The sequence below is a fragment of the Chitinophaga barathri genome (genome assembly GCF_003807585.1).
In the GTDB taxonomy this organism is placed as follows: domain Bacteria; phylum Bacteroidota; class Bacteroidia; order Chitinophagales; family Chitinophagaceae; genus Chitinophaga; species Chitinophaga barathri.
In genome coordinates this window covers 573,192-595,324 of record NZ_RMBX01000002.1, presented here as the reverse complement: position 1 = coordinate 595,324, position 22,133 = coordinate 573,192, and the positions used below count along the sequence as shown (strand labels likewise).

Here is a 22,133-nt window from a genome sequence, read left to right as displayed (position 1 = left end):
AGCAATGAGACCACACGCAGATACGATATTAAAAGCATTTGAGGACACGAAAGTAGTGCCTGTATTTTATCATGAAGACCCCGCAGTATGCGTGGAAGTGATGAAAGCCTGTTACGAAGGCGGCATCCGTGTATTTGAATTTACCAACAGGGGAGAGCATGCCCGTCACAACTTCGCGGCGCTCCGCGATGTAAAAACCGCTTCCATGCCCGATATGTACCTCGGCATCGGCACCATCAAAAATGCCGCTGACGCAAAGGCTTACACGGATATGGGCGCGGACTTTATCGTATGCCCCGTGGTGGATCCGGAAACGGCGGCGTATTGCAAAGAGCAGGGTATCCTTTGGGTGCCGGGCTGTATGACGCCAACGGAGATCTCCATTGCGGAGAAAAACGACGCACAGCTGGTTAAATTATTTCCCGGCAGTTCACTGGGCCCGGGTTTCGTAAAAGCGATCAAACCTTTGTTCCCCTCACTCCGCTTTATGCCAACCGGGGGAGTGGAACCTGAAAAAGATAACCTGCAGCAATGGTTTGATGCAGGGGTGGTATGTGTGGGTATGGGATCAAATCTCATCTCTAAAAATGCCATTGAAAAGCAGGACTGGAAAGGACTGAGTGCAAAAATCAAGCAAACGTTTGCATTTATTGAGGCATTACAGTAATTTGTCCTTACAATTCGATTTATCCTAAACAATCAACTAATGAATTCCACCGTAATCGGCCGGTACCGCTGGCGAATTTGTGCACTGCTTTTTTTTGCAACTACCATTAACTATATAGACCGGCAGGTGATCGGCATCCTGAAACCAGTACTGGAGAAGGAGTTTAACTGGACGGAAACGCAGTACGGCGAGATCGTGATGATCTTCTCCGCCTGTTATGCTTTCGGCCTGCTCGTATTTGGCCGGTTTGTGGACAAAGTGGGCACCAAATTAGGTTACACCGTTTCTATCGTAGTATGGAGTATCGCGGCGGTAGCGCATGCATTTGCTAAATCCACCTTCGGTTTTGGCGCGGCGCGCGCCGTTCTGGGCCTGGGCGAAGCGGGCAACTTCCCCGTAGCCATCAAATCCGTGGCGGAATGGTTCCCTAAAAAAGAACGCGCGCTGGCAACCGGTATATTTAACTCCGGCGCAAATATCGGGGCAGTGGCCGCACCGGCTTTAGTGCCCTGGCTGGCCTCCGCTTACGGCTGGCAGGAAGCCTTTATCTGGACCGGTGTGATAGGTTTTGTATGGCTGATATTCTGGATCATCATGTATGAAGTGCCCGCCCGTCATAAAAAGATCACCAAGGCTGAATACGATTACATCCACAGCGACAACGTGGACGAATCCGCTTCCAAACGTAAAGTGCCCTGGCTGAAACTTTTCGGCATCCGCCAGACCTGGGCGTTTGTGTTCGGCAAGCTGCTGACGGACCCCATCTGGTGGTTCTTCCTTTTCTGGCTGCCTTCCTACTTCTCTACTACCTTCAACCTGAATATGAAAAGCCTCGGCCTGCCGCTGATCATCGTATACACTGCCACCACTGTGGGCAGCATTGGCGGCGGATATCTTTCCAGCTATTTCATCAACCGTGGCATGCCTGTATTCAAAGCGCGTAAAACTTCCATGTTGATTTTCGCGATATGCGTACTGCCGATCATGACCGCGCCGTTTGCCACCAATATGTGGGTAGCGGTTGCGCTGATCAGCCTGGCCGCCGCGGCACACCAGGCTTGGTCCGCAAATATTTTCACCACCGCATCGGACATGTTCCCGAAGTTCGCGCTGAGCTCCGTGGTAGGTATCGGCGGTATGGCTGGTTCTATCGGCGGTATGTTGTTCCCGATCGTGGTAGGTTCGCTGCTGGATCACTACAAAGCGCTGGGCAATATCGGCACAGGTTACAGCATTCTTTTTGTGATCTGTGGATTTGCATACCTGCTGGCCTGGGGCGCTATGCACTTCTTTGCTCCCCGTATGGAGCAGGTGGAAATTCCTGAAGAAGCATAATTCATTAAGTGTAATAAATCAAACGGGCCGGGTCTTTTGATCCCGGCCCGTTTTTGTTTTGGGAATATGTAATGCGGGTTTGCACCAATGCCCGGTATATTCCGGCAAGTAGGTGCAAAAACTAAAAGCGGCGTGCAACCTGCACACCGCTTTTGTATTTTTACTAAACCACTTGTAATTTTTACAGGCTCACACCTCGTTTCCAGGGGATAAAGTCATCCTGGTGCAGGTCTTCCGCTTTGGTCCGGATCTCTCCGCTGGCCACTTTCACCACATAGTCAAGAATGTCTTCGCCCATCTGCTCGATGGTTTTCTGCCCGCTGATAATAGCGCCGGTATCGATGTCGATAATGTCGGGCATACGTTGTGCGAGGCGTGAGTTCGTAGCCAGTTTCACCACAGGGGCGATCGGGTTGCCGGTGGGGGTGCCCAGACCGGTGGTGAACAGTACCACGGAAGCGCCGGAACCTACTTCGGCTGAAGTGGATTCCACGTCATTGCCCGGAGTGCAAAGCAGGTTGAGACCGGGTTTGGTTACATATTCGGTATAATCCAGCACGTCTTTCACCGGGGAGGTGCCGCCTTTTTTGGCCGCGCCCGCCGATTTGATGGCGTCCGTGATCAGTCCGTCCTTGATATTGCCGGGGGAGGGGTTCATATAAAAGCCTGAACCTACCATCTGTGCCTGGTTTTCATAAGCCCGCATGATGGAAATGAACTTATCGGCCGTAGTATCGTCTTCGCAACGGTTGATCAGTTCCTGCTCCACCCCGCACAGCTCGGGGAACTCGGAAAGAATGGTTGTACCGCCGAGCGCCACCAGCAGGTCTGAAGTATGACCGATGGCGGGATTGGCGGAGATGCCGGAAAATCCGTCCGAGCCGCCGCACTCCAGCCCGATCACCACTTTGGAGAGTGGGGCGGGTTTGCGTTCCAGCTTGTTTGCTTCCACCAGTGCCAGGAAAGTATCCTTAATGGCGTTGGAGAGCATACTGAATTCGGAGCCGCTTGTCTGCTGTTCGTATACCAGTACGGGTTTGGAGAAGTTTGGATTCAGTTTTTTCAGCGAATCCTGGAGGATGGATACCTGCGCATGCTGGCAGCCAAGGCTCAGCACAGTAGCGCCTGCCACGTTTGGATGGTGGATATAACCGGCCAGCAGTGCGCAAAGCGCATCCGAGTCCTGGCGGGTGCCGCCGCATCCGCCTTCGTGGATGAGGAATTTCACACCGTCTATATTCGGGAATACAGGATTGCGTTTGGCTGTTTTGGCCGCTTCTTCCGGTTTGTAGGTTTTAATGGCGTCCAGGTTGCCGCTTTTGTAGAGGCCCACCAGGTCCGCCACCTGTTCGTTGTACACTTCCGTGGGCGCAAATCCCAATCCTCTTTCAAAAGCTGTTTTGATCACGCTCACATTCCTGTTTTCGCAGAATACCATCGGTATCACCAGCCAGTAATTGCGGGTGCCTACCTGCCCGTCTTCCCGGTGAAAGCCGTTGAAGGTCTGCTGCTTCCAGCGGCTCACATCGGGCCGGTGCCAGTCCAGGCTGGCATCTTTCTCGTGAAAAGCGTTGGCATCGTGCTGAAGGTTCTTGACCGTAATGGGTTCGCCTTCCTGGATGTCTGTCACAGCTTTGCCTACCAGTACGCCGTACATCAGCACGGGATCGCCTGCGGTGAGCGGTTTGAGCGGGAATTTATGTTTAGCGGGAACGTTCTGTTTTAATTGAATTGTTGAGCCATTAAACTGAATTTGCTGCCCTGCCGGTAGGTCCTGTAAAGCCACCAGCACATTGTCTTTCGGATGAATCTGAAGATACGTGTTCATGATTTGCAAAATAGCGCATTTGAAAACGCCGCGTTAATACAATAATCTGTTTTTTTGATTGGATATTAACCGGCACAAAGGTACGGAAGTACCGGCTTAAAACCACCTCTCAGACCGCGGAAACACTGAGATCAGACTGTTTTATGGCAATTGAATGCAAACGTTTGCATTTTTCGCTATTTCGTGGTATCTTTCCACTTATTATCAAACTACTTTTACTAGCTTACGGAACATTTTAAAATCCACATTTTGATGAACACGTCTATTGAAACCAGATACGCCAGCAGCCCGCAGGAGGCTAAAACCTGGGATACCGCTCAATCCAGGGAGGCCCTGCTGATCACCCCCCTTTTTATAGAAGACCGGGTGAAACTGGTATACAGCCACTACGACCGCTTTATTACCGGCGGCATTATGCCCGTGAAACAGTCCGTTAAGCTGGAGACCGTGGACCCGCTGAAAGCCAGCTATTTCCTCGAACGCCGCGAGCTCGGCATCATCAATACCGGCGGCGCCGGCACGGTAAGCGTGGATGGTGAAGTTTTCGAGATAGGGTTCAAAGAAGCGCTGTATGTAGGCAAAGGCAAACAGGAAGTGATCTTCTCCAGTAAAAACAGCGCGGAGCCCGCCCGTTTTTACCTGAATTCCACCCCCGCCCACATGAGTTATCCCACCCGCCGCATCACCCGCGCCGAAGCGGACGTCGTGACGCTGGGCGCGCAGGAAACCTCCAATCACCGTACTATCAATAAACTGCTGGTGAATTCCGTACTGCCCACCTGCCAGCTGCAGATGGGAATGACAGAACTGAAATCCGGCAATACCTGGAATACAATGCCCGCGCATACGCACGACCGCCGCATGGAAGTGTACTTCTATTTCGAGGTGCCGCAGGGGCAGTCCGTATGCCACTTCTGGGGCCAGCCCCAGGAAACACGCCACATCTGGATGCAGAACAATGAAGCGGTAATCTCTCCGCCATGGTCCATCCACTCCGGCGCAGGCACCAGTAACTATACCTTTATCTGGGGCATGGCTGGCGAAAACCTTGATTACGGCGATATGGACCACTGCGCCATTCCCGACCTGCGTTAAATCACGCCGGCCCCCGCCAGCGGTAAATAACGTATTCGACCTGGAAAGTGAGGCGACCGCACTGCCGTCAGCGAATTCCCGGAGAGCACGCAGCCCCCGCCAACAGGGGCGGCACTGTGCTAACGGTTATGTATATACTGAAATAACTGATACATAAGATCCATGAAGAAATTCACTCAATGGTGCATATGCTACTGCATATCGCTGGGCATGGCGTTTTCCGCCGGCGCCCAGGAACGTCTTCTTCCAGACTCCATCATGGCTTCCATGAAAAGGGTAGTCAGCTGGCAGTTCCGCCACCTCGAAAGGGAAGGATGGGACCATGCCAAGACCGACTGGACCAACGGGGCGCTGTATGCGGGCGTATATGCGTTTGCGGAACTGGCGAACGAACAGCAATATTTTCAGCACCTGGTCAATATCGGGAATGAGAATAACTGGGATGCCGGCCGCCGCCGCTATCATGCGGATGATTATTGCGTGGGGCAAACGTATTCGCAACTCTACAGCGTGTATGGCAACGATTACATGATCAGCCGCTGGCGCACGCTGGCGGACAGCATTGTAGCGGAGCCACATACCGCCAGCCTGGAATGGAAAGACAATATCCATAACCGCGAATGGGCCTGGTGCGACGCACTCTTTATGGGGCCGCCCGCTATGGCTTATCTCTCCACCGTTACCGGCGACCCGAAGTACCTGCAAACTGCGGTAAAACTTTGGTGGAAAACATCGGATTTCCTTTACAGCAAAGAGCATAAACTTTACTTCCGCGACGGCCGTTACTTTGATCAGAAGGAAAAGAACGGGCAACCCGTATTCTGGAGCCGTGGCAATGGCTGGGTAATGGGCGGCCTGGTGCGGATGATGAATAATATCAAACCGGGCGACCCCATGCGCGCCGCTTTCGAAAAACAGTTCAAAGAAATGGCCGCGAAGGTGGCTTCCCTGCAAAACGCGGATGGCACCTGGCATGCGGCTTTGCTGGACCAGGACAGTTATCCCGCGAAAGAAACCAGCGGCACAGCGTTTTTTCTGTACGCCATCACCTGGGGGATCAACAATGGTTTGCTGGAAAAAGAAACTTACCGCCCCGTGCTCGTAAAAGGCTGGGCGGCCCTTCAATCCTGCGTGCAGCCAAATGGCAAGCTGGGTTTTGTGCAGATGATCGCGGCGGCGCCAGGCAAGGCCACGGCGGACGATACCGAAGTATACGGCGTAGGCGCTTACCTGCTGGCCGGTTCGGAGTTGGTGAAGCTCAGCCTGAAAGAACAGGTATGGCCCATTACCGTCGAGCTGTATAATCCCGCGGGCGCTCCCGCCGGGCTCATAGAACTGGACTACAAAGAGGTGGCAGACAAGTGGAAACCCTTGCGCAGAGGACCTTTTAAGATTACCAATACCATCACCGGGCAGGAATATCCCTACCAGTTGATATATGAAGGCGCCAAAGAACCCGTAAAGATATTGGTAGACGCACCGATGGTGGCGGGCGCCAAAGTAATGGCAACCTTCGAGGAAGGCCTGCCGGAGCCGGCAGTGAAAAGAACATATGGCCGTTATGTGCCTGAAAGAAAGGATGACTTTGCCTGGGAAAACGACCGCGTGGCTTTCAGGATGTATGGCAAAGCGCTGGAGGCGACACCTAAGGAAATGGCCTATGGTGTTGACTTCTGGAATAAAAAGACCGACAACCTCGTGATCAACAAGTGGTACAAACGCACCAATTATCATAAAGACGACGGCGACGGCCTGGATTATTATCATGTGGGCCTGATGCTGGGCGCAGGCGGCATTGCACCGTATGTGTCCGACAGTATCTGGCATTCAAGGAACTATACCCGGCAGCGGATCATAGACAGCGGCGCGCTGCGCACCACTTTCGAACTGGGGTATGAGCCCTGGAACGCGAACGGGAAGCAGGTGAACGTAACCAAAACCGTATCCATAGACGCGCATGCACAGCTGAGCAAAATGGAGATCAGGTATACGGACAGCCTGCCGGTGGCTATTGGTATCAGCAAACGTAAAGAAGCCGGCACCATCCTGCTGGAAGAAGGCACAGGCGTAATGGGTTACTGGGAGCCCCGCCATGGTGAGGACGGCACTACCGGCATCGGCTGTGTGATACTGAACCCGGTAAAGGAAATGAAAGTGGAGAAAGGTCATATCCTGACCGTTTCCGCAACGGATAAAAACAAATCTGTAACTTACTACACAGGCGGGGCCTGGGATAAAGCCGGCGTTATTACCGGCGCGGACCAATGGTTCGTTTATCTCCGGCAGCAGGCAATACGCCTGCAAAAGCCTGTGAGGGTTAAAATTTACAAGTAAAAAATAATCCCGCACAATGAGCGTACTCGATCTTTTCAGCCTGAAAGGCAAAACCGCACTGGTCACCGGATGTAAAAGAGGTATTGGCAAAGCCATGGCAGTGGCCCTGGCAGAGGCCGGAGCGGACATCATCGGCGTATCCGCCTCCCTGGAGCTGACCGGCAGCGACGTGGAAAAAGCAGTGCTGGCCACGGGCCGCCAATTCAAAGCCTACCAATGTGATTTTGGGAAGCGCGAAGCATTGCATACTTTTATTGCTACGGTCCGGAAGGATTTTCCGGTGATTGACATTTTAGTGAACAATGCAGGCACCATTATGCGCAAACCCGCCGCCGAGCACCCGGACGAATACTGGGACGAAGTGATTGCGATCAACCAGACGGCCCAGTTCATCCTCACCCGCGAGATCGGGAAAGGCATGCTGGAGAGAGGCAGCGGCAAAGTGATATTCACGGCATCATTGCTCACCTTCCAGGGCGGCATCAACGTGCCGGGCTATGCAGCCAGCAAAGGCGCGGTGGGGCAGCTTACCAAAGCATTTGCCAACGAATGGGCTTCCCGCGGGGTGAACGTGAATGCCATAGCGCCGGGTTATATTTCCACGGATAACACGGCAGCTTTACGGGCGGACGAAAAGCGCAGCCAGAGCATCCTGGAGCGCATTCCCGCTTCACGCTGGGGCGAGCCGGAAGATTTTACAGGACCGGTTGTATTTCTGGCCTCTGACGCATCCAGTTATATGCACGGCACCGTGATGACGGTGGACGGCGGCTGGATGGGCAGGTAAATCAATTAACCAATATGTCTGTACGTTCCGAGAAAACGATCGTAGATATCGCGGAAGAGCTGAACCTCTCCGTGTCTACAGTATCCCGCGCCCTGAATGACCACCCTAACATCAGCGCCAAAACAAAAGACAGGGTAAAAAAGATGGCCCGCAAGCTGGGTTATCGCCCGAACGCCATGGCCGCAGGTTTACGCAACAACAAAAGCAAAACCATCGGCCTCATCGTTCCGCGTATATCCATGTTTTACCCCGCCACCATCAGCACCATCATCCAGAACAAACTGATGGAATACGGGTATAACCTCATCATCTGCCAGAGCAACGACTCCCTTGAACAGGAAATAGCCCTGGCCAATACCCTGTATTCCGCGCGGGTGGACGGACTGGCCGTTTCAGCCACGTTGTACACCACAGATTTTTCTCACTTCGACATATTCAAACAGCAGAACATCCCCCTCGTTTTCTTCGACCGCGTACCCACCAAGGACTACAACGTAAAAGTGATCAAAGGGGACGATTTCCTGGGTGGCTTCCTGGCCACGGAACACCTGATAGAACAGGGCTGCAAAGACATCGTGCACATTTCCGGCCCTCTCACCTGCAACCTCTACAAGGAAAGGCTGGCAGGCTACAAGGAAGCATTACAGAAATACAAACAGCCTTTCAAAAAGCCGCGCGTGTTTTTCCATGAGCTTACCCGTGAGAACGCATGGGCCACGGCCGAGAAGATATTCTCCCAGAAACCCATTCCCGACGGGATCTTTGCCACGAACGACACCACGGCCATCACCCTGCTGGAGTACTGCCGCAAAAACGGTATCAATGTACCCGAGGAATGTAAGATCGTGGGGTATTCAAACGATCCCCGCACGGAGATCGTAACACCGGCCATCACCTCCGTAGACCAGTACCCCGCCACCATGGGCGAAAGGATCGTAGCGGCGCTGATGGACCTCATACAGGCGAAACATCCGCCCGCATACAGGCACTCACAGGAGATCGTGCCTATCCAGTTAATTGCAAGGGAAAGCTCGGCCGGGGCTTCCAAAAAGAAAAAGTAACCGGCAAGCGAAGCTCCGCGGGAGCTTCCCAACAGAAAAAATGATCCACTTTATGAAAAAGATTGTCTTTTTATTACTCGCCTGCGGGGCCATCCAGGCGCAGGCGCAGACGAAGTTGTCCGTAAAACAGATGAAGGGGCTGGCGGACGAAAGCCTCCGGTTCTCTGCAAAACAGTACAAACACATGATGCAGAGCCTGCCCGATTCCCTCTTTCCCCGCTCTACGAACAAAGACGGCAGCCTGATGACCGCAAAGTTCAACTGGTGGACCGGGGGTTTTTATCCCGGCAGCTGCTGGTATCTTTACGAGTTCACCAAAGACCCGGCCTTCAAACAGGAAGCCCTCAAACGCCAGCAATACCTGCTGCCGGACCAGTACCGTACGAACACGCATGACCTCGGGTTCCTGATGTATTGCAGCTTTGGCAACGAACTGAGGCTGGAAGGCAACCAGGCGGATAAAGATATCCTGATGACCAGCTCCCGCTCCCTTATCCAGCGGTACAAGCCTACCATCGGCGCCATCCGCAGCTGGGACCACACCGGCTGGAAGTGCCCCGTGATCATAGACAATATGATGAACCTGGAAATGCTGTGCTGGGCCACCAAAAACAGCGGGGACAGCACTTTCTACAAGATCGCGGTGAACCATGCGAACACCACCATGAAAAATCACTTCCGCGACGATTACAGTTCCTACCATGTAATTGATTACGATACTATTACCGGCCAGGTATTCGCCAAAAAGACCCACCAGGGCCACTCAGACGCCTCCGCATGGAGCCGCGGCCAGGCCTGGGGCCTCTATGGCTACACCATGATGTACCGTGAAACAAAAGACAAAAAGTACCTGGACCAGGCACGCCATATTGCAGACTACATGCTGAACCATCCGCGTATGCCCAAGGATCTGGTGCCGTATTACGACTACGATGCACCGGAGATCCCGAACGCCATCCGTGATGCCTCCGCCGCTGCCGTGATGAGCTCCGCCCTGCTGGAACTGAGCCGGTATACGGGCAAAGCCGAAAGCAAACGTTACTGGAATGCGGGAGCGGACGCGCTGGCGAGCCTCGCGGGCCCGGCTTACCGTGCAAAAGAAGGGGAGAACAACAACTTCATTCTGATGCACAGCACGGGTTCCATGCCCGGCAAATCCGAGATAGACGTGCCTTTGTCTTACGCTGATTATTATTTCCTCGAAGCATTGCTCCGATACAAACAATGGGCGGGCAAATAATTTTAATAGGATTTTAATATAGAGGATTTGACCTTTATTGACAAGGAATGCAGCCACCGTGCTGCATTCCTTGTTCTGTATTAACCTCCTCTCCCGGTTTTTTTTGTTATTTTAGCCAGAATAGATAACGAAAACGACAGGGAGTATGATTCATTTACCAAATCTTATTATGGACCTCGCCCTCATCCTGGGGGCGGCGGCAGTTACTACGCTGATCTTTAAAAAACTGAAGCAGCCATTGGTGCTCGGCTATATCATTGCCGGCATCCTGGTAGGCCCATACTTCGATTTGTTCCCCACCGTACAGGAAAAGGATAATATCCTGATCTGGTCGGAAATAGGGGTGATCTTCCTCCTGTTCAGCCTTGGGCTTGAATTCAGCTTCAAAAAACTCATGAAGGTAGGCGGTTCCGCGTCCATCACGGCCTTTGTGGAAGTGGTGGTGATGCTGGGTTTGGGTTACGCCACCGGGATGCTGCTGGGCTGGAATGCAATGGACAGTATTTTCCTTGGCGGCGTGTTGTCTATATCTTCTACCACCATCATTATCAGGGCGTTCGAGGAATTGGGGGTGAAAGGGCAGAAGTTTGCCGGGCTCGTGTTTGGCATCCTGGTAGTGGAAGACCTGATAGCGATCGTGCTGCTGGTGTTGCTGTCCACCCTGGCGGTGAGCCAGCAGTTTGCCGGGCAGGAAATGCTGATCTCCGTAGTGAAACTGGTGTTTTTCCTGATCCTCTGGTTCATTGGCGGCATATTTTTTATACCCACCCTGCTGAAGAAAACAAAAAAGCTGATGAGCGAAGAAACCCTGCTGGTGACTTCCATCGCTTTGTGCCTGCTGATGGTGGTGCTGGCCACGCAGGTGGGTTTTTCCGCGGCGCTGGGCGCCTTTATCATGGGGTCCATCCTGGCTGAGACCACGCAGGCGGAGAAGATCGAGCACCTTGTAAAATCTGTGAAAGACCTTTTCGGCGCTATATTTTTTGTATCGGTAGGTATGCTGATAGACCCGGAAATGTTGCAACGGTACCTGGGCCCGGTGATCCTGATCACGGTGATCACGCTGGTGGGTAAAACGCTGAGTACCACGCTGGGCGCGGTATTGTCCGGTCAGCCGCTGAAATCTTCTGTACAGGCCGGTATGAGCCTTGCGCAGATCGGGGAGTTTTCGTTTATCATCGCCACGCTGGGGCTCACGCTCAAAGTGACCAGCGATTTCCTGTATCCCATTGCGGTGGCCGTTTCAGCTGTTACGACCTTCACCACGCCCTATATGATCAAAGTGGCGGAGCCGTTTTACAACTGGCTGGACAAACGCCTCCCTGAAAAATGGAAAACGTCGCTGGCCCGTTACAGCAGCGGCGCCCAGACCATCTCCCAGGCCTCGGACTGGCAGGTGGTGCTGAAAGGCTATCTCACCAATACGGTCGTTTGTTCCGTGATCCTCCTGGCTATCGGATTGCTGAGCTCCATTTACATTCTACCCAAAGCCAATGACCTCGTAGGAGTGAAATCCGGTAAGATCGTGACTGCCGCAGTCACCTTTCTCGCCATGGCGCCCTTCCTCTGGGCGCTGGCAGTAAGGCAGGTGCAGGGAAAGGCGTACTCGAACCTGCGGGCGCAAAACAAATACAAAGGCCCCCTGGCGCTGCTGCGTATTGCGCGCATCACTCTCTCCGTGTTCCTGATCGGGTTTATGGTGGGCCGGTTCTTTTCATTCGGTGTAGCCTTTACCGTTACCCTGGCCATCGTGGCCGTACTGATCATATTCTCCCGGAAGATCCAGGTGTTTTACGACCGGCTGGAAGCCCGCTTTTTCTCCAACTTCAATGCCCGCGAAGCCGCCGCCGAAGCGCAAAAGAAAAAAGAACCCGTACTGGCGCCCTGGGACGCTCACCTTGCTTCCTTCAACGTGCACGCGGACTGGGATGGTGTGGGCAAAACCCTTGAAGAGCTTGGCCTGCGTGAGAAATACGGCGTTAATATCGCGCTGATAGAAAGAGGAGAAAGGCTGATACCCATCCCGCCCAAATCCGAAAGGCTCTATCCCGGAGACCGTTTGCAGGTCATCGGTACGGACGACCAGATCACCGCTTTCCGCAACTATATCGAATATCATGTGCCCGCGCTGAAGCAGGCCCGCTCCGAAGTGGAACTGCGCCGTTACGAAGTGCAGCCCGGCAGCCAGGTGTTTGGCAAAACCATCCGCCAGAGCGGTATCCGCGAGCTGGCGCACAGTATGGTGGTGGGCATCGAACGGGGGGAGGAACGTATCCTGAACCCCATATCGGACATGCAGCTGGAAGACGGCGATGTGGTTTGGGTGGTAGGCAACCCCAGGCGCACGGCCGCCCTGTTCAGGGCCAAAGGCGAGGCGCCTAAGAAGACGGTATAGCTGACCTTTCTGTCTGCCCCCGTCTTTCCCGGCTGGAAACGCCGGGAAGAAAATCATGTAAATCTTTCCCCTAATTGTATAACGGCCGCGGGGCCGTTCCGGCGGACCTTTGTATCATCAAAAAGAAACAAAAAGATGGATACAAAGGAACAAACGGTTAAACAGAATTTTCCGGTCACAGGTATGAGCTGTGCCGCCTGTGCCGGCTCCGTGGAGAGCATGCTGGCAGCGCAGCCCGGCATCCTGTCCGTGGCCGTGAATTTTGCCAATAGCTCCGCCCTGGTGGAATATACCCCTTCCGCCGCCAATCCCGCCGAATGGAAAAAAGCCATCCAGTCCGTAGGTTACGACCTGCTCACCGATAACATGGCCGAAAGCCTGGAAGACCACCAGCGCGCCCATTACCGTTCCCTGAAACAAAAGACGCTCTGGGCCGTGGTCTTTTCCATCCCGCTGGTGATCATCGGCATGTTCTGGATGGATATGCCTTATGCCAATTACATCATGTGGGCGCTTTCCACGCCGGTAGTGCTGGTGCTGGGCCGCCAGTTTTTTATCAACGCATGGAAACAGGCCCGTTTTGGCAAAGCGAACATGGACACGTTGGTTGCCCTGAGCACCAGCATCGCCTATATCTTCAGCGTATTCAACACGTTAAACCCTGAATTCTGGCACAGGCGCGGCCTGCACGCTCATGTATACTTTGAGGCGGCCGCAGTGGTGATAGCCTTTATTTTACTGGGCAAACTGCTGGAAGAAAGAGCTAAAGCCTCCACTTCCTCCGCCATTAAAAAACTGATGGGCCTGCAACCCAATACGGTTACGCGCATCAACGGGAATGGCACGGAAGAGGTAGTACCCATGGCGGACGTGCAGGTGAACGACGTACTGCTCGTGAAACCCGGCGAACAGGTACCCGTGGACGGCATCGTGATACAGGGCAGGTCTTATGTGGACGAAAGTATGATCACCGGCGAACCGGTGGCGGTGGCAAAAGAAAACGGCGTGGATGTGTTTGCCGGCACCCTGAACCAGAAAGGCAGTTTCCGTTTTAAAGCGAAACAGGTGGGTAGCGATACGCTGCTGGCGCAGATCATCCGGAAAGTACAGGAAGCGCAGGGCTCCAAAGCTCCCGTGCAGAAGCTGGTGGACAAAGTAGCCGGCATTTTTGTACCGGTGGTGATCGGCATCGCCCTGCTGGCCTTTGGTGCCTGGATGATCTGGGGAGGGGAAAACGGGCTTACGCAGGGCCTGCTGGCGCTGGTGACGGTGCTGGTGATCGCCTGCCCCTGCGCCCTTGGCCTTGCCACGCCTACCGCCATCATGGTGGGGATGGGCAAAGGCGCGGAGAACGGCATCCTGATCAAAGACGCTGAAAGTCTCGAAAAGGCGTACCGCATACAAGCCCTCATCCTGGACAAGACGGGCACTATCACCGAAGGAAAACCGGCCGTAACCGGTGAGTCATGGAGCACTGAACAGGAACGCCTGCAATACACAGGTGTGCTGTACGCCCTGGAAAAAGAATCGGAGCACCCGCTGGCCGACGCTATCGTAAAACACCTGGATGGTATTTCCCCCGCTGCGTTGCAACATTTCGAAAGCATCACCGGCAGGGGCGTAAAAGGCACTTCCGGCAATAAAACTTTCTACGCCGGCAACCGACAGCTGATGGATGAACAAAACATCTCCGTGCCGGCGCCGCTGCAAAAACAATCGGATACCTGGCTGAACAGCGCACATACCGTGATCTGGTTCGCAGACGCAAAACAGGCCCTGGCCGTGGTAGCGATCGCGGACAAGGTGAAAACAGGATCGGCGGCCGCCGTGAAACGCCTGCAGGATATGGGCATTGAAGTATACATGCTCACCGGGGACAACCCGCGGACTGCCGCCGCCGTGGCGAAAGAGACAGGCATCAGGCATGTGAAAGCGGGCCTGCTTCCTTCCGGTAAAGCGGATTTTATCCGGCAATTACAGCAGGAAGGCAAAACCGTGGCAATGGTAGGCGACGGCATCAACGACAGCCATGCGCTGGCGCAGGCGGACGTGAGCATTGCCATGGGCAAAGGCACGGACATCGCGATGGACGTGGCTATGATGACGCTCATCTCCTCCGATCTGCAACAAATACCCAAAGCCATCCGCCTTTCACGGAAAACAGTACGCCTCATCCGCCAGAACCTTTTCTGGGCCTTTATTTACAACGTGATCGGCATACCCGTGGCGGCCGGGCTGCTCATACCCATCACCGGCTTTGCGCTGGACCCAATGCTGGCGGGCGCGGCCATGGCGCTCAGTTCCGTGTCCGTAGTGAGCAATAGCCTGCGTTTAAAACTTTCAAAAATTTAAATGGATATAAAAACCGGAATCATGAAAACGTTAAAATTCAAGACCAACATCAATTGCAGCGGATGCATCAGGTCCGTAAGCCCCCACCTGGACAATGAAAAAGAGATCGCGCACTGGGAAGTGGACATCACGAACCCGGACAAGATACTGACCGTTTCCACCATCACCCTTTCCGCAGAAGAAGTGGAGGATACGGTGAAAAAAGCAGGTTTTAAGGCAGAAGCGATATAAACGGGAATACATGCATATGCGGGCGGTTGCGGCTTTCGGGCTGCAACCGCTTTTTTTTGTGGGGATCGCTTTAATATTGTGGCGGGGGGAAATGTGCTGAGTACTTCGGGCCATCAACCTTGTGGCGTACTATTATACATAGAGTAAGGAGTGTGCAGGTTTATTGGTGAATTTAAGGTGTTATTTCCGGCAGATCATTAGTGATTGAAGCATGATGTTGTTAAGGGAGCTTTGTTTAAATTTAAGCTGCAAAATGCATTTTTGTGAAGATGAATTCCATGGAAGACAAGGAGAGATTCGTATAATAAGGAAAACTGCATCAGTATGTTATATAACTTTATACTATGATCCGCGTCGTATTACTATTTATCCTCGTTCTACAATGTTCCTGTACTGGCCTTAATGAATGGAGAGAACGAAAGCAGAAGGCAACCTGGGAAAGGAGGGTAGCGGAGTTTGAGAGGGGACAGCAACAGTATGTGATACTGCCCGGGTTAACCGGGTATATTTACCGACCGGAAGAAGTGGAAGAAAGAGTTGGGGAAGACGAAACACGCAAGATCGCTCTTTCACTTGCCGATGTGCTGGAAACGGAAAAGTATATGCGCGAACAGATGGTCCGGATTGATACCCCACGCACCTTTTCATCGCCTCATGTTCATCAGAAGCTTTCGGGCTATGGCCGGCAGTACGTCGGCTATATGAACGTTGCCGGGGAAAGAATTGTTTGGGTGAATGCAATATGGGGTGGGTTTCCGCTACACCGTGGTATTGAGTCAGTGAAGGATGGCGGTGATTATTACTGGAATGTTAAAGTGAACCTTACTAGGAAAAAAGTATACGATCTCTACATAAATGGTGAAGCCTAAAATGAACCAGCTTATTCTATTGGTTTTCTTATTCGCATTTGCCGCCTGCAATACAGGCAGGCAAACCCTATCCCCCGAAGAAACCCGCTTCCGGAAAGAACTGGCGGAGGAATGCGGTTGCGAAGTAACCCTTGCCCCGGACGAATATGCGCTGCAGAATGATAACAGCACAGGGACGTTTAAAGTTAGTTTCATTAACTCTTCTGTATATTACTGCGAGAGTGATTCTGCGGAACTGGCGCGTATTTCCGGGAACATTGCCCGGCGGCTGGCGGTTATTATGTCCAACAAAAAAAATTACAGCAACGTGGAGTTCACCTTCATGCAGATCAGCAAGGAGGAAATAACGTGTACCCGTCACATAATGGTCCGCCGCCCATGACCTTTCTTCGTACCTTTGGTACAAATCCATCGGTATGAAAGTCATCTATAAAAAACTGGGAAGAGAAAAAGCCTACGGGATGTCTGATTACGGTATCAATACTATTGTGATAGACAGCCGCCTGCAGGGCCGTAAGCACCTGGAGGTGAGCCTGCACGAATCCCTGCATGTCTATTTCCCCGAAAAAAGCGAAACGTTTATCAAAAATACCGCCCGGAAGCTGGCCAACATTTTGTGGCGGATGAATTACCGGCGGGTGGATAACTCGTTGGGTATCTAATGTAAGTAAAGGCATGGGAGAAGCCGCCGGTACAGCCGGCGCGGGATTGTTTTGAAATGCAATAATATTGCCCAGGCCCCTGAATTCCCGGTTTTTTGCTGTAAATTCCGCTTTTGAAGAAAAAATCAACCTCGATCGAGCCGCACCCGGCCAACCTAAAATTGTAGCAGTATATCATGAAAGATATGAAAGGCCAGGAAATGAAGCGATTATCCCTTAAAGATGTAGCAAAAATGGCGGGAGTAGCCCCTTCCACAGTGTCGTTTGTGTTAAATGGAAAAGCACGCCAGATGCGCATCAGCGACGAACTGGCGGAAAAAGTGATGGCCGTGGTCAAAAAGACCGGTTACCAGCCGCACTCAGTGGCTGTCAACCTGAGAACCGGCCAATCCAAAACCCTCGGGCTTATCGTGGAAAGTATCTCCGGCAGTTTTTTTGCGGCATTGGCAAGAGTGATCGAAACCGAAGCAGACCGTTTCGGGTATAATATTGTTTATTGCAGCACTGAAAACAATGCCCAGAAAGGCAGTGACCTCATCCGTATGCTCAGCCGCCAGCAGGTGGACGGCTATCTCATCACGCCCGCGGCCGGTATGGAGAAGGATATTCAGCAGCTGCTGGCCCATAAACGCCCTGTAGTACTGATGGACAGTTATTTCCCGGGTCTTTCCGTGCCCTATGTGCTGATAGACAATCTAGGCGGCGTAAAGCAGGGCATGGAGCATTTGCTGGACAAAGGATATAAGAAGATCGGGTTTGTGACCGTGGATATGGAGCTGGTACAGGTGATGGACAGGCTGCAGGGTTACAAGGAAACCCTCCGGGACCACGGCATCAGCGTAAAGAACAAACAGATACTCAAACTCGCATACAACAGCCCGCGCGAAGAATCCATCCTCAGCATACAGCAGTTCATACAGGAGAACAAGGGGATGGATGCTATCTTTTTCTCCACGAACTACCTCGGCATACTCGGCCTTGAAAGCATTGCAGGTTTGGGTTTGAAGATCCCCGACGATGTAGCGATGATCTGTTTTGATGATCACGACATTTTCCGGTTGTATCCTCCCGGCATTACGGTTGTTCAGCAGCCGATAGAAGAAATTGCCAAAACTGCTATAGGTTTGCTGATGAACCAGCTGGATAAAAGCCAGCGTTATACACGCAAGAACCAGGTGCAGGTGCCCGGGAAATTTATTAAGCGTGGATCGGCGTGAGGGAGGAAGTAGAAACTATTAGGTTAACCGGTTTAGCAAAGCGGTCCGTTGATGAATGAGGTTTTACGCGTTACAGCATTATCTTTTACCCAGCCTTATTTTGACATACCCATTATTAAGAGTGTTTTGTACACCATAAACATTACGTGTTTATAATTTCTCCGGGCCCGCGCATACAAGTTTATCATTATCAGTTGCAAACCATTGCTGCGGCAACATCCTGGTGATGGGGCAAATATTTTTTGCTTAAAATAGTGTTAAATTCCACAAAATATTTATACATTTATGGTGTGCCATCGTTCCCGGGAATACGGGAAAAAGTCCTTCGGGTCTTTTTTTAAAGAGTAATGCTAAATCGATTTTGCATTTAGCAAACCGGAAACGGGCCACAGCAGGGTTATTCATATCAATCAATATAACGTAACCTAACTATTTGAGACAGTAATAGCGCTCCACGGGCAGTGGCTGCAACCACCGCCGCAGGGAGCATAATCATTTAAAGTGAACAGGCCGGTATCAACCCAATATACCGGGGTAGGGAAGGAAACGTTATCGAAATATCATTTAGCCAACTCGGATGTCAATTGAAAAGCCAACTGGAGCTTTCCGGTGAAAACCGGGAATTTCCTTTAAACAGTGAAACTAAAAGGAAGTCGCTGATACACTTCCCAAAAAACAACGCTAACAATTAAACCAGGTGGAAGCCACATATCCGCTTCCACAACACAAACGCGAACAGCAAAACCAGCAGGGAAGCCAGCAATCAGCTTCCTGCCGGACAAACACACATTGTAAAACTGACAGGAAACCGCCCCGGCGATTCCGTTGTGAAACAAAACTAACATCGAAACCAAACTGGATCGGGTGACGGAAGCCACAACCATGATCCTCTTTTAGAAAACTCAATTACTAACAATGAAAAGGTAGCAACCCGGCAGCCTGAAAACTGCCACCTAAATTCCGCCATTATTTAAACCATTTGCTAAATCGATTTTTCTCGGTGTCACAACAACCGGGGATGGGATCTTTTTGCATAGACGTAACAGCCCTTAACAGGGCGACAGGACTTTCCATGTCATTACTTTTTAACTAAACCAATTTCAATTGCAATGAAAATGAGATCCACGTTTTCCATGCGCATGAGTTGGCTGAGCTTCCTGATGTTGCTCACCACCTCCCTCACCTATGCACAGTCCATCACCATAAAGGGTAAGGTGATTGATGCAAAGGACAACACACCATTACCCGGTGTAACCATCAGAGTGGTAGGCACCACCACCGGCACTTCCACCGTGGCAGACGGAACCTATAGTATCAGTGTGCCCAACGCCACCGCACAACTCGAATTTTCCTACATCGGCTACGAGCCTATCGTCCTGACTGCCGGTAGCAATCCCACGCTGAACGTACAGATGAAACTTTCTTCCAAAACCCTGGATGATGTAGTAGTAGTGGGTTATGGCACACTCAAAAGAAAAGAGATCACCAACGCCGTGTCTTCCATTAAAGCGGAAGATTTTAACGCGGGCGGCGCACGCTCGCCCATGGACCTTGTGCAGGGTAAAGTACCCGGCCTCAGCATCACGCGCGTGAACGGTAACAACCCCAACGCGTCCGCCAGCGTGCAGATGCGCGGTATCGCCACGCTCAGCGGTGCTGTAGCTCCCCTCATCGTAATCGACGGTGTGCCCGGCGGTAACCTCGACCTGTTGCAGCAGGACGACATCGCCTCCATCGACGTACTGCGCGACGGTTCCGCCGCCGCCATCTATGGTACACGTGGTACCGGTGGCGTTATTCTCATCACCACCAAAAAAGGCAGGAGCGGCGATCCGCAATATAACTTCGCCTCTTACCTGCAGACAGATGCCGTTGCCAAAAGACCGGAGATTCTCAATGCGGACGAATTCCGCAAGTTGTCTCCCGCCAACGATATGGGCGGCAATACAGACGTATACAATGAACTGATCAATAAACAGAACGTAAGCCAGTACTACACGCTCAACGCTTCCGGTGGTACGGACAAATCCAATTACCGCGGCGCCGTGTTCTTCAACCGCGCGGAAGGTATCGCCAAACGCAACAACCGCACGCAGTACGGCGGCCGTCTGAATTTTAACCAGGTAGGTTTGCAGGGTAAACTCACCATGCAGGCTAATCTCGTGGCCAACTTCAACAAAGCGGACCTGCTTGGCGGAAGCGCCGGTGATTTTGAGCAGGCTGTACAACGCAACCCCACGGCGCCTATCAGGAACGCTGACGGCAGCTTCGTCGAAACTTCCGCGTTCAATAACTTCAATCCTGTTGCCCGCCTGGAACAGGAACTTAGCGAAAGAGACCAGCAGACCATCCAGGGCGACGGCAAGCTGAGCCTCGAAATCCTCAAAGGCCTGCGCGTATCCGCGTTCGGCGCTATTGTAAAAAATACCTGGAACGACCGCCAGTACCGCCTGCGCAATTCCAACTCTTCCAAACAGAGTTATGAAGGCGGCGGTTATGCCTACAAAGGCAACCGCATGGAGCTGGACCAGACCTTTGAGACTACTATCGACTACAATACCACCATCAACGAAGATCATACGATCTCCGCGGTGGGCGGTTACAGTTATTTCTACAACACCGTTGAGCAGTTCAGCGCGAACAACTCCGGCTTCCTTACGGACGCGTTCCAGGACTGGAATCTGGGTAACGGCCTCTGGCGTACGCTGGGTCGCGCGGGTATGAGCAGCAACAAAGTGGATTACAAACTGGTCGCTTTTTTTGCAAGGGCGAACTATTCGTTCAGGCAGAAATACTTCGCGCAGGTGATCATCCGTCGTGAGGGCTCTTCCAAATTCGGTGAGAACAACAAATGGGCGAACTTCCCGGCCGCCTCTGTAGGCTGGGCCATCAGCGAAGAAGATTTCCTGAAAGGCAACCGCAGCATCAACCAGCTGAAACTGCGTGTGGGCTACGGCGTAACCGGCAACTCCGGTTTCACCAGCTACAACTCGCTCGTATTACTGGGCACCGGCGGTGCTTACCTGCAGAACGGTTCCTGGTACGAAACCTTCGGCCCTTCCCGCAACCCGAACCCGGACCTGCGCTGGGAGAAAAAAGGAGAGTGGAACGTGGGCGTCGATTTCGGCCTGTTCAACAACCGCATTTCCGGTTCATTCGATGTATACCAGCGTGACACCAAAGACCTGCTGGGCACCTTCGAAACACAACTGCCTCCTTTCGTGACGAACACGATCTATACCAACGTGGGCAGCATTCGCAACAGGGGCTTTGAAGTTGTGCTGAGCGGTGTGGTAGTGCAGAAAAAGGATTTCGGTTATACTACAGACATCACTTTCAACCGCCAGCGGAACGAGGTGCTGAGCCTTTCCAACGAGCTGTACCGTGTGGACAGGCTTACTTATGGCGACCTTCCTTCGCCGGGTAACCTCGGTCCCGCTATTCGTGTGGTGGAAGGCGGCCAGATGGGCAACTTCTACGGCAAACGTTTCGCCGGGTTCGACGATGCGGGCAACTGGCTGTTCTATAAAAAAGATGGCTCCAAAGTGCTGGCAGGCGCCATCACCGAAGACGATCTCGGTGTGATCGGCAACGGTGTGCCTAAAATGATGTTCAGCTGGAACAACAACCTGCGTTATAAAAACTGGGACCTGACCCTTTTCTGGAGAGGCAAACTCGGATATGACATCCTGAACCTGAAGGAAATGTATTTCGGCAACCAGACCTGGATACCGAACAACGTACTGAAAAGCGCGATCACCAAACACGCCGCGCTGAAGGTACCCGCGCAGTACTCCGACTACTACCTTGAGCCGGGCGGATTTGTGAAGCTGGATAACGTGGCCCTGGGTTACAACTTTAAATTCCGCGGCAACTACATCCGCAACATGCGTGTGTACGTGGCAGGCCGCAACCTGGTGACCATTACCGATTACAGCGGTCTGGACCCGGAACTTGAAGATAACGGCGCCACTACCGGCATCGACGGCCGCGGTTTTTATCCCAGAACACGTTCTTACACCCTGGGCCTTACACTCGGGTTCTAAAAATTCCTAAAAAT

At 52.5% G+C, this 22,133-nt stretch carries 16 protein-coding genes; 15 read left to right on the top strand and 1 reads right to left on the bottom strand.

What is annotated here, in order from left to right; translation table 11 throughout:
• Window positions 1-4: 4 nt before the first annotated feature.
• Both eda and EG028_RS05535 read left to right on the top strand, forming a co-directional pair.
• On the top strand, window positions 5-667 hold the full coding sequence (eda, locus tag EG028_RS05540) for a bifunctional 4-hydroxy-2-oxoglutarate aldolase/2-dehydro-3-deoxy-phosphogluconate aldolase (protein ID WP_120515213.1): 663 nt from the start codon (window positions 5-7) through the stop codon (window positions 665-667).
• A 39-nt stretch (window positions 668-706) separates the two neighbouring features.
• Complete coding sequence (locus EG028_RS05535; RefSeq protein WP_120515214.1) at window positions 707-2,002, top strand: MFS transporter; 1,296 nt, start codon at window positions 707-709, stop codon at window positions 2,000-2,002.
• Window positions 2,003-2,183: 181 nt separating this feature from the next.
• On the opposite strand, the gene EG028_RS05530 is transcribed toward EG028_RS05535, so the two are convergent.
• The gene (locus EG028_RS05530; protein WP_120515215.1) at window positions 2,184-3,830 is read right to left on the bottom strand and encodes a UxaA family hydrolase; all 1,647 of its coding nucleotides are present in this window, start codon (window positions 3,828-3,830) and stop codon (window positions 2,184-2,186) included.
• A gap of 252 nt (window positions 3,831-4,082) precedes the next feature.
• Here EG028_RS05530 and kduI point away from each other — a divergent pair, with 252 nt between their 5' ends.
• From kduI to EG028_RS05465, 13 genes are all read left to right on the top strand, one after another.
• Window positions 4,083-4,925 carry a 5-dehydro-4-deoxy-D-glucuronate isomerase gene (gene kduI / locus EG028_RS05525; protein ID WP_120515216.1) on the top strand — a complete coding sequence of 281 codons (843 nt, stop codon included), beginning with the start codon at window positions 4,083-4,085 and terminating at the stop codon, window positions 4,923-4,925.
• A gap of 162 nt (window positions 4,926-5,087) precedes the next feature.
• Window positions 5,088-7,259 (top strand): glycoside hydrolase family 88 protein, encoded by a 2,172-nt coding sequence (locus tag EG028_RS05520; protein ID WP_123864576.1) that lies wholly within the window; start codon window positions 5,088-5,090, stop codon window positions 7,257-7,259.
• 16 nt (window positions 7,260-7,275) lie between these two features.
• Window positions 7,276-8,046: an SDR family oxidoreductase gene (locus EG028_RS05515; RefSeq protein WP_120515217.1), complete on the top strand. Its 771-nt coding sequence runs from the start codon at window positions 7,276-7,278 to the stop codon at window positions 8,044-8,046.
• A 14-nt stretch (window positions 8,047-8,060) separates the two neighbouring features.
• On the top strand, window positions 8,061-9,107 hold the full coding sequence (locus EG028_RS05510; protein WP_120515218.1) for a LacI family DNA-binding transcriptional regulator: 1,047 nt from the start codon (window positions 8,061-8,063) through the stop codon (window positions 9,105-9,107).
• A 52-nt stretch (window positions 9,108-9,159) separates the two neighbouring features.
• Complete coding sequence (locus EG028_RS05505; RefSeq protein WP_206614379.1) at window positions 9,160-10,347, top strand: glycoside hydrolase family 88 protein; 1,188 nt, start codon at window positions 9,160-9,162, stop codon at window positions 10,345-10,347.
• A 145-nt stretch (window positions 10,348-10,492) separates the two neighbouring features.
• The gene (locus tag EG028_RS05500; RefSeq protein ID WP_120515219.1) at window positions 10,493-12,742 is read left to right on the top strand and encodes a cation:proton antiporter; all 2,250 of its coding nucleotides are present in this window, start codon (window positions 10,493-10,495) and stop codon (window positions 12,740-12,742) included.
• A 135-nt stretch (window positions 12,743-12,877) separates the two neighbouring features.
• Window positions 12,878-15,094, top strand: a complete 2,217-nt coding sequence (locus EG028_RS05495) for a heavy metal translocating P-type ATPase (RefSeq protein ID WP_120515220.1) — start codon at window positions 12,878-12,880, stop codon at window positions 15,092-15,094.
• Window positions 15,095-15,115: 21 nt separating this feature from the next.
• Window positions 15,116-15,325 carry a heavy-metal-associated domain-containing protein gene (locus EG028_RS05490; protein ID WP_120515658.1) on the top strand — a complete coding sequence of 70 codons (210 nt, stop codon included), beginning with the start codon at window positions 15,116-15,118 and terminating at the stop codon, window positions 15,323-15,325.
• Window positions 15,326-15,669: 344 nt separating this feature from the next.
• Window positions 15,670-16,194: a hypothetical protein gene (locus tag EG028_RS05485; protein WP_120515221.1), complete on the top strand. Its 525-nt coding sequence runs from the start codon at window positions 15,670-15,672 to the stop codon at window positions 16,192-16,194.
• 1 nt (window position 16,195) lies between these two features.
• Window positions 16,196-16,576, top strand: coding sequence for a hypothetical protein (locus EG028_RS05480; protein ID WP_123864575.1), 381 nt, complete (start codon window positions 16,196-16,198; stop codon window positions 16,574-16,576).
• A 34-nt stretch (window positions 16,577-16,610) separates the two neighbouring features.
• Window positions 16,611-16,856: a hypothetical protein gene (locus tag EG028_RS05475; RefSeq protein ID WP_120515223.1), complete on the top strand. Its 246-nt coding sequence runs from the start codon at window positions 16,611-16,613 to the stop codon at window positions 16,854-16,856.
• Between the two features lie 176 nt (window positions 16,857-17,032).
• Window positions 17,033-18,073 (top strand): LacI family DNA-binding transcriptional regulator, encoded by a 1,041-nt coding sequence (locus EG028_RS05470; RefSeq protein WP_241559059.1) that lies wholly within the window; start codon window positions 17,033-17,035, stop codon window positions 18,071-18,073.
• 1,115 nt (window positions 18,074-19,188) lie between these two features.
• Window positions 19,189-22,119: a SusC/RagA family TonB-linked outer membrane protein gene (locus tag EG028_RS05465; protein WP_221198097.1), complete on the top strand. Its 2,931-nt coding sequence runs from the start codon at window positions 19,189-19,191 to the stop codon at window positions 22,117-22,119.
• Window positions 22,120-22,133 lie beyond the last annotated feature (14 nt).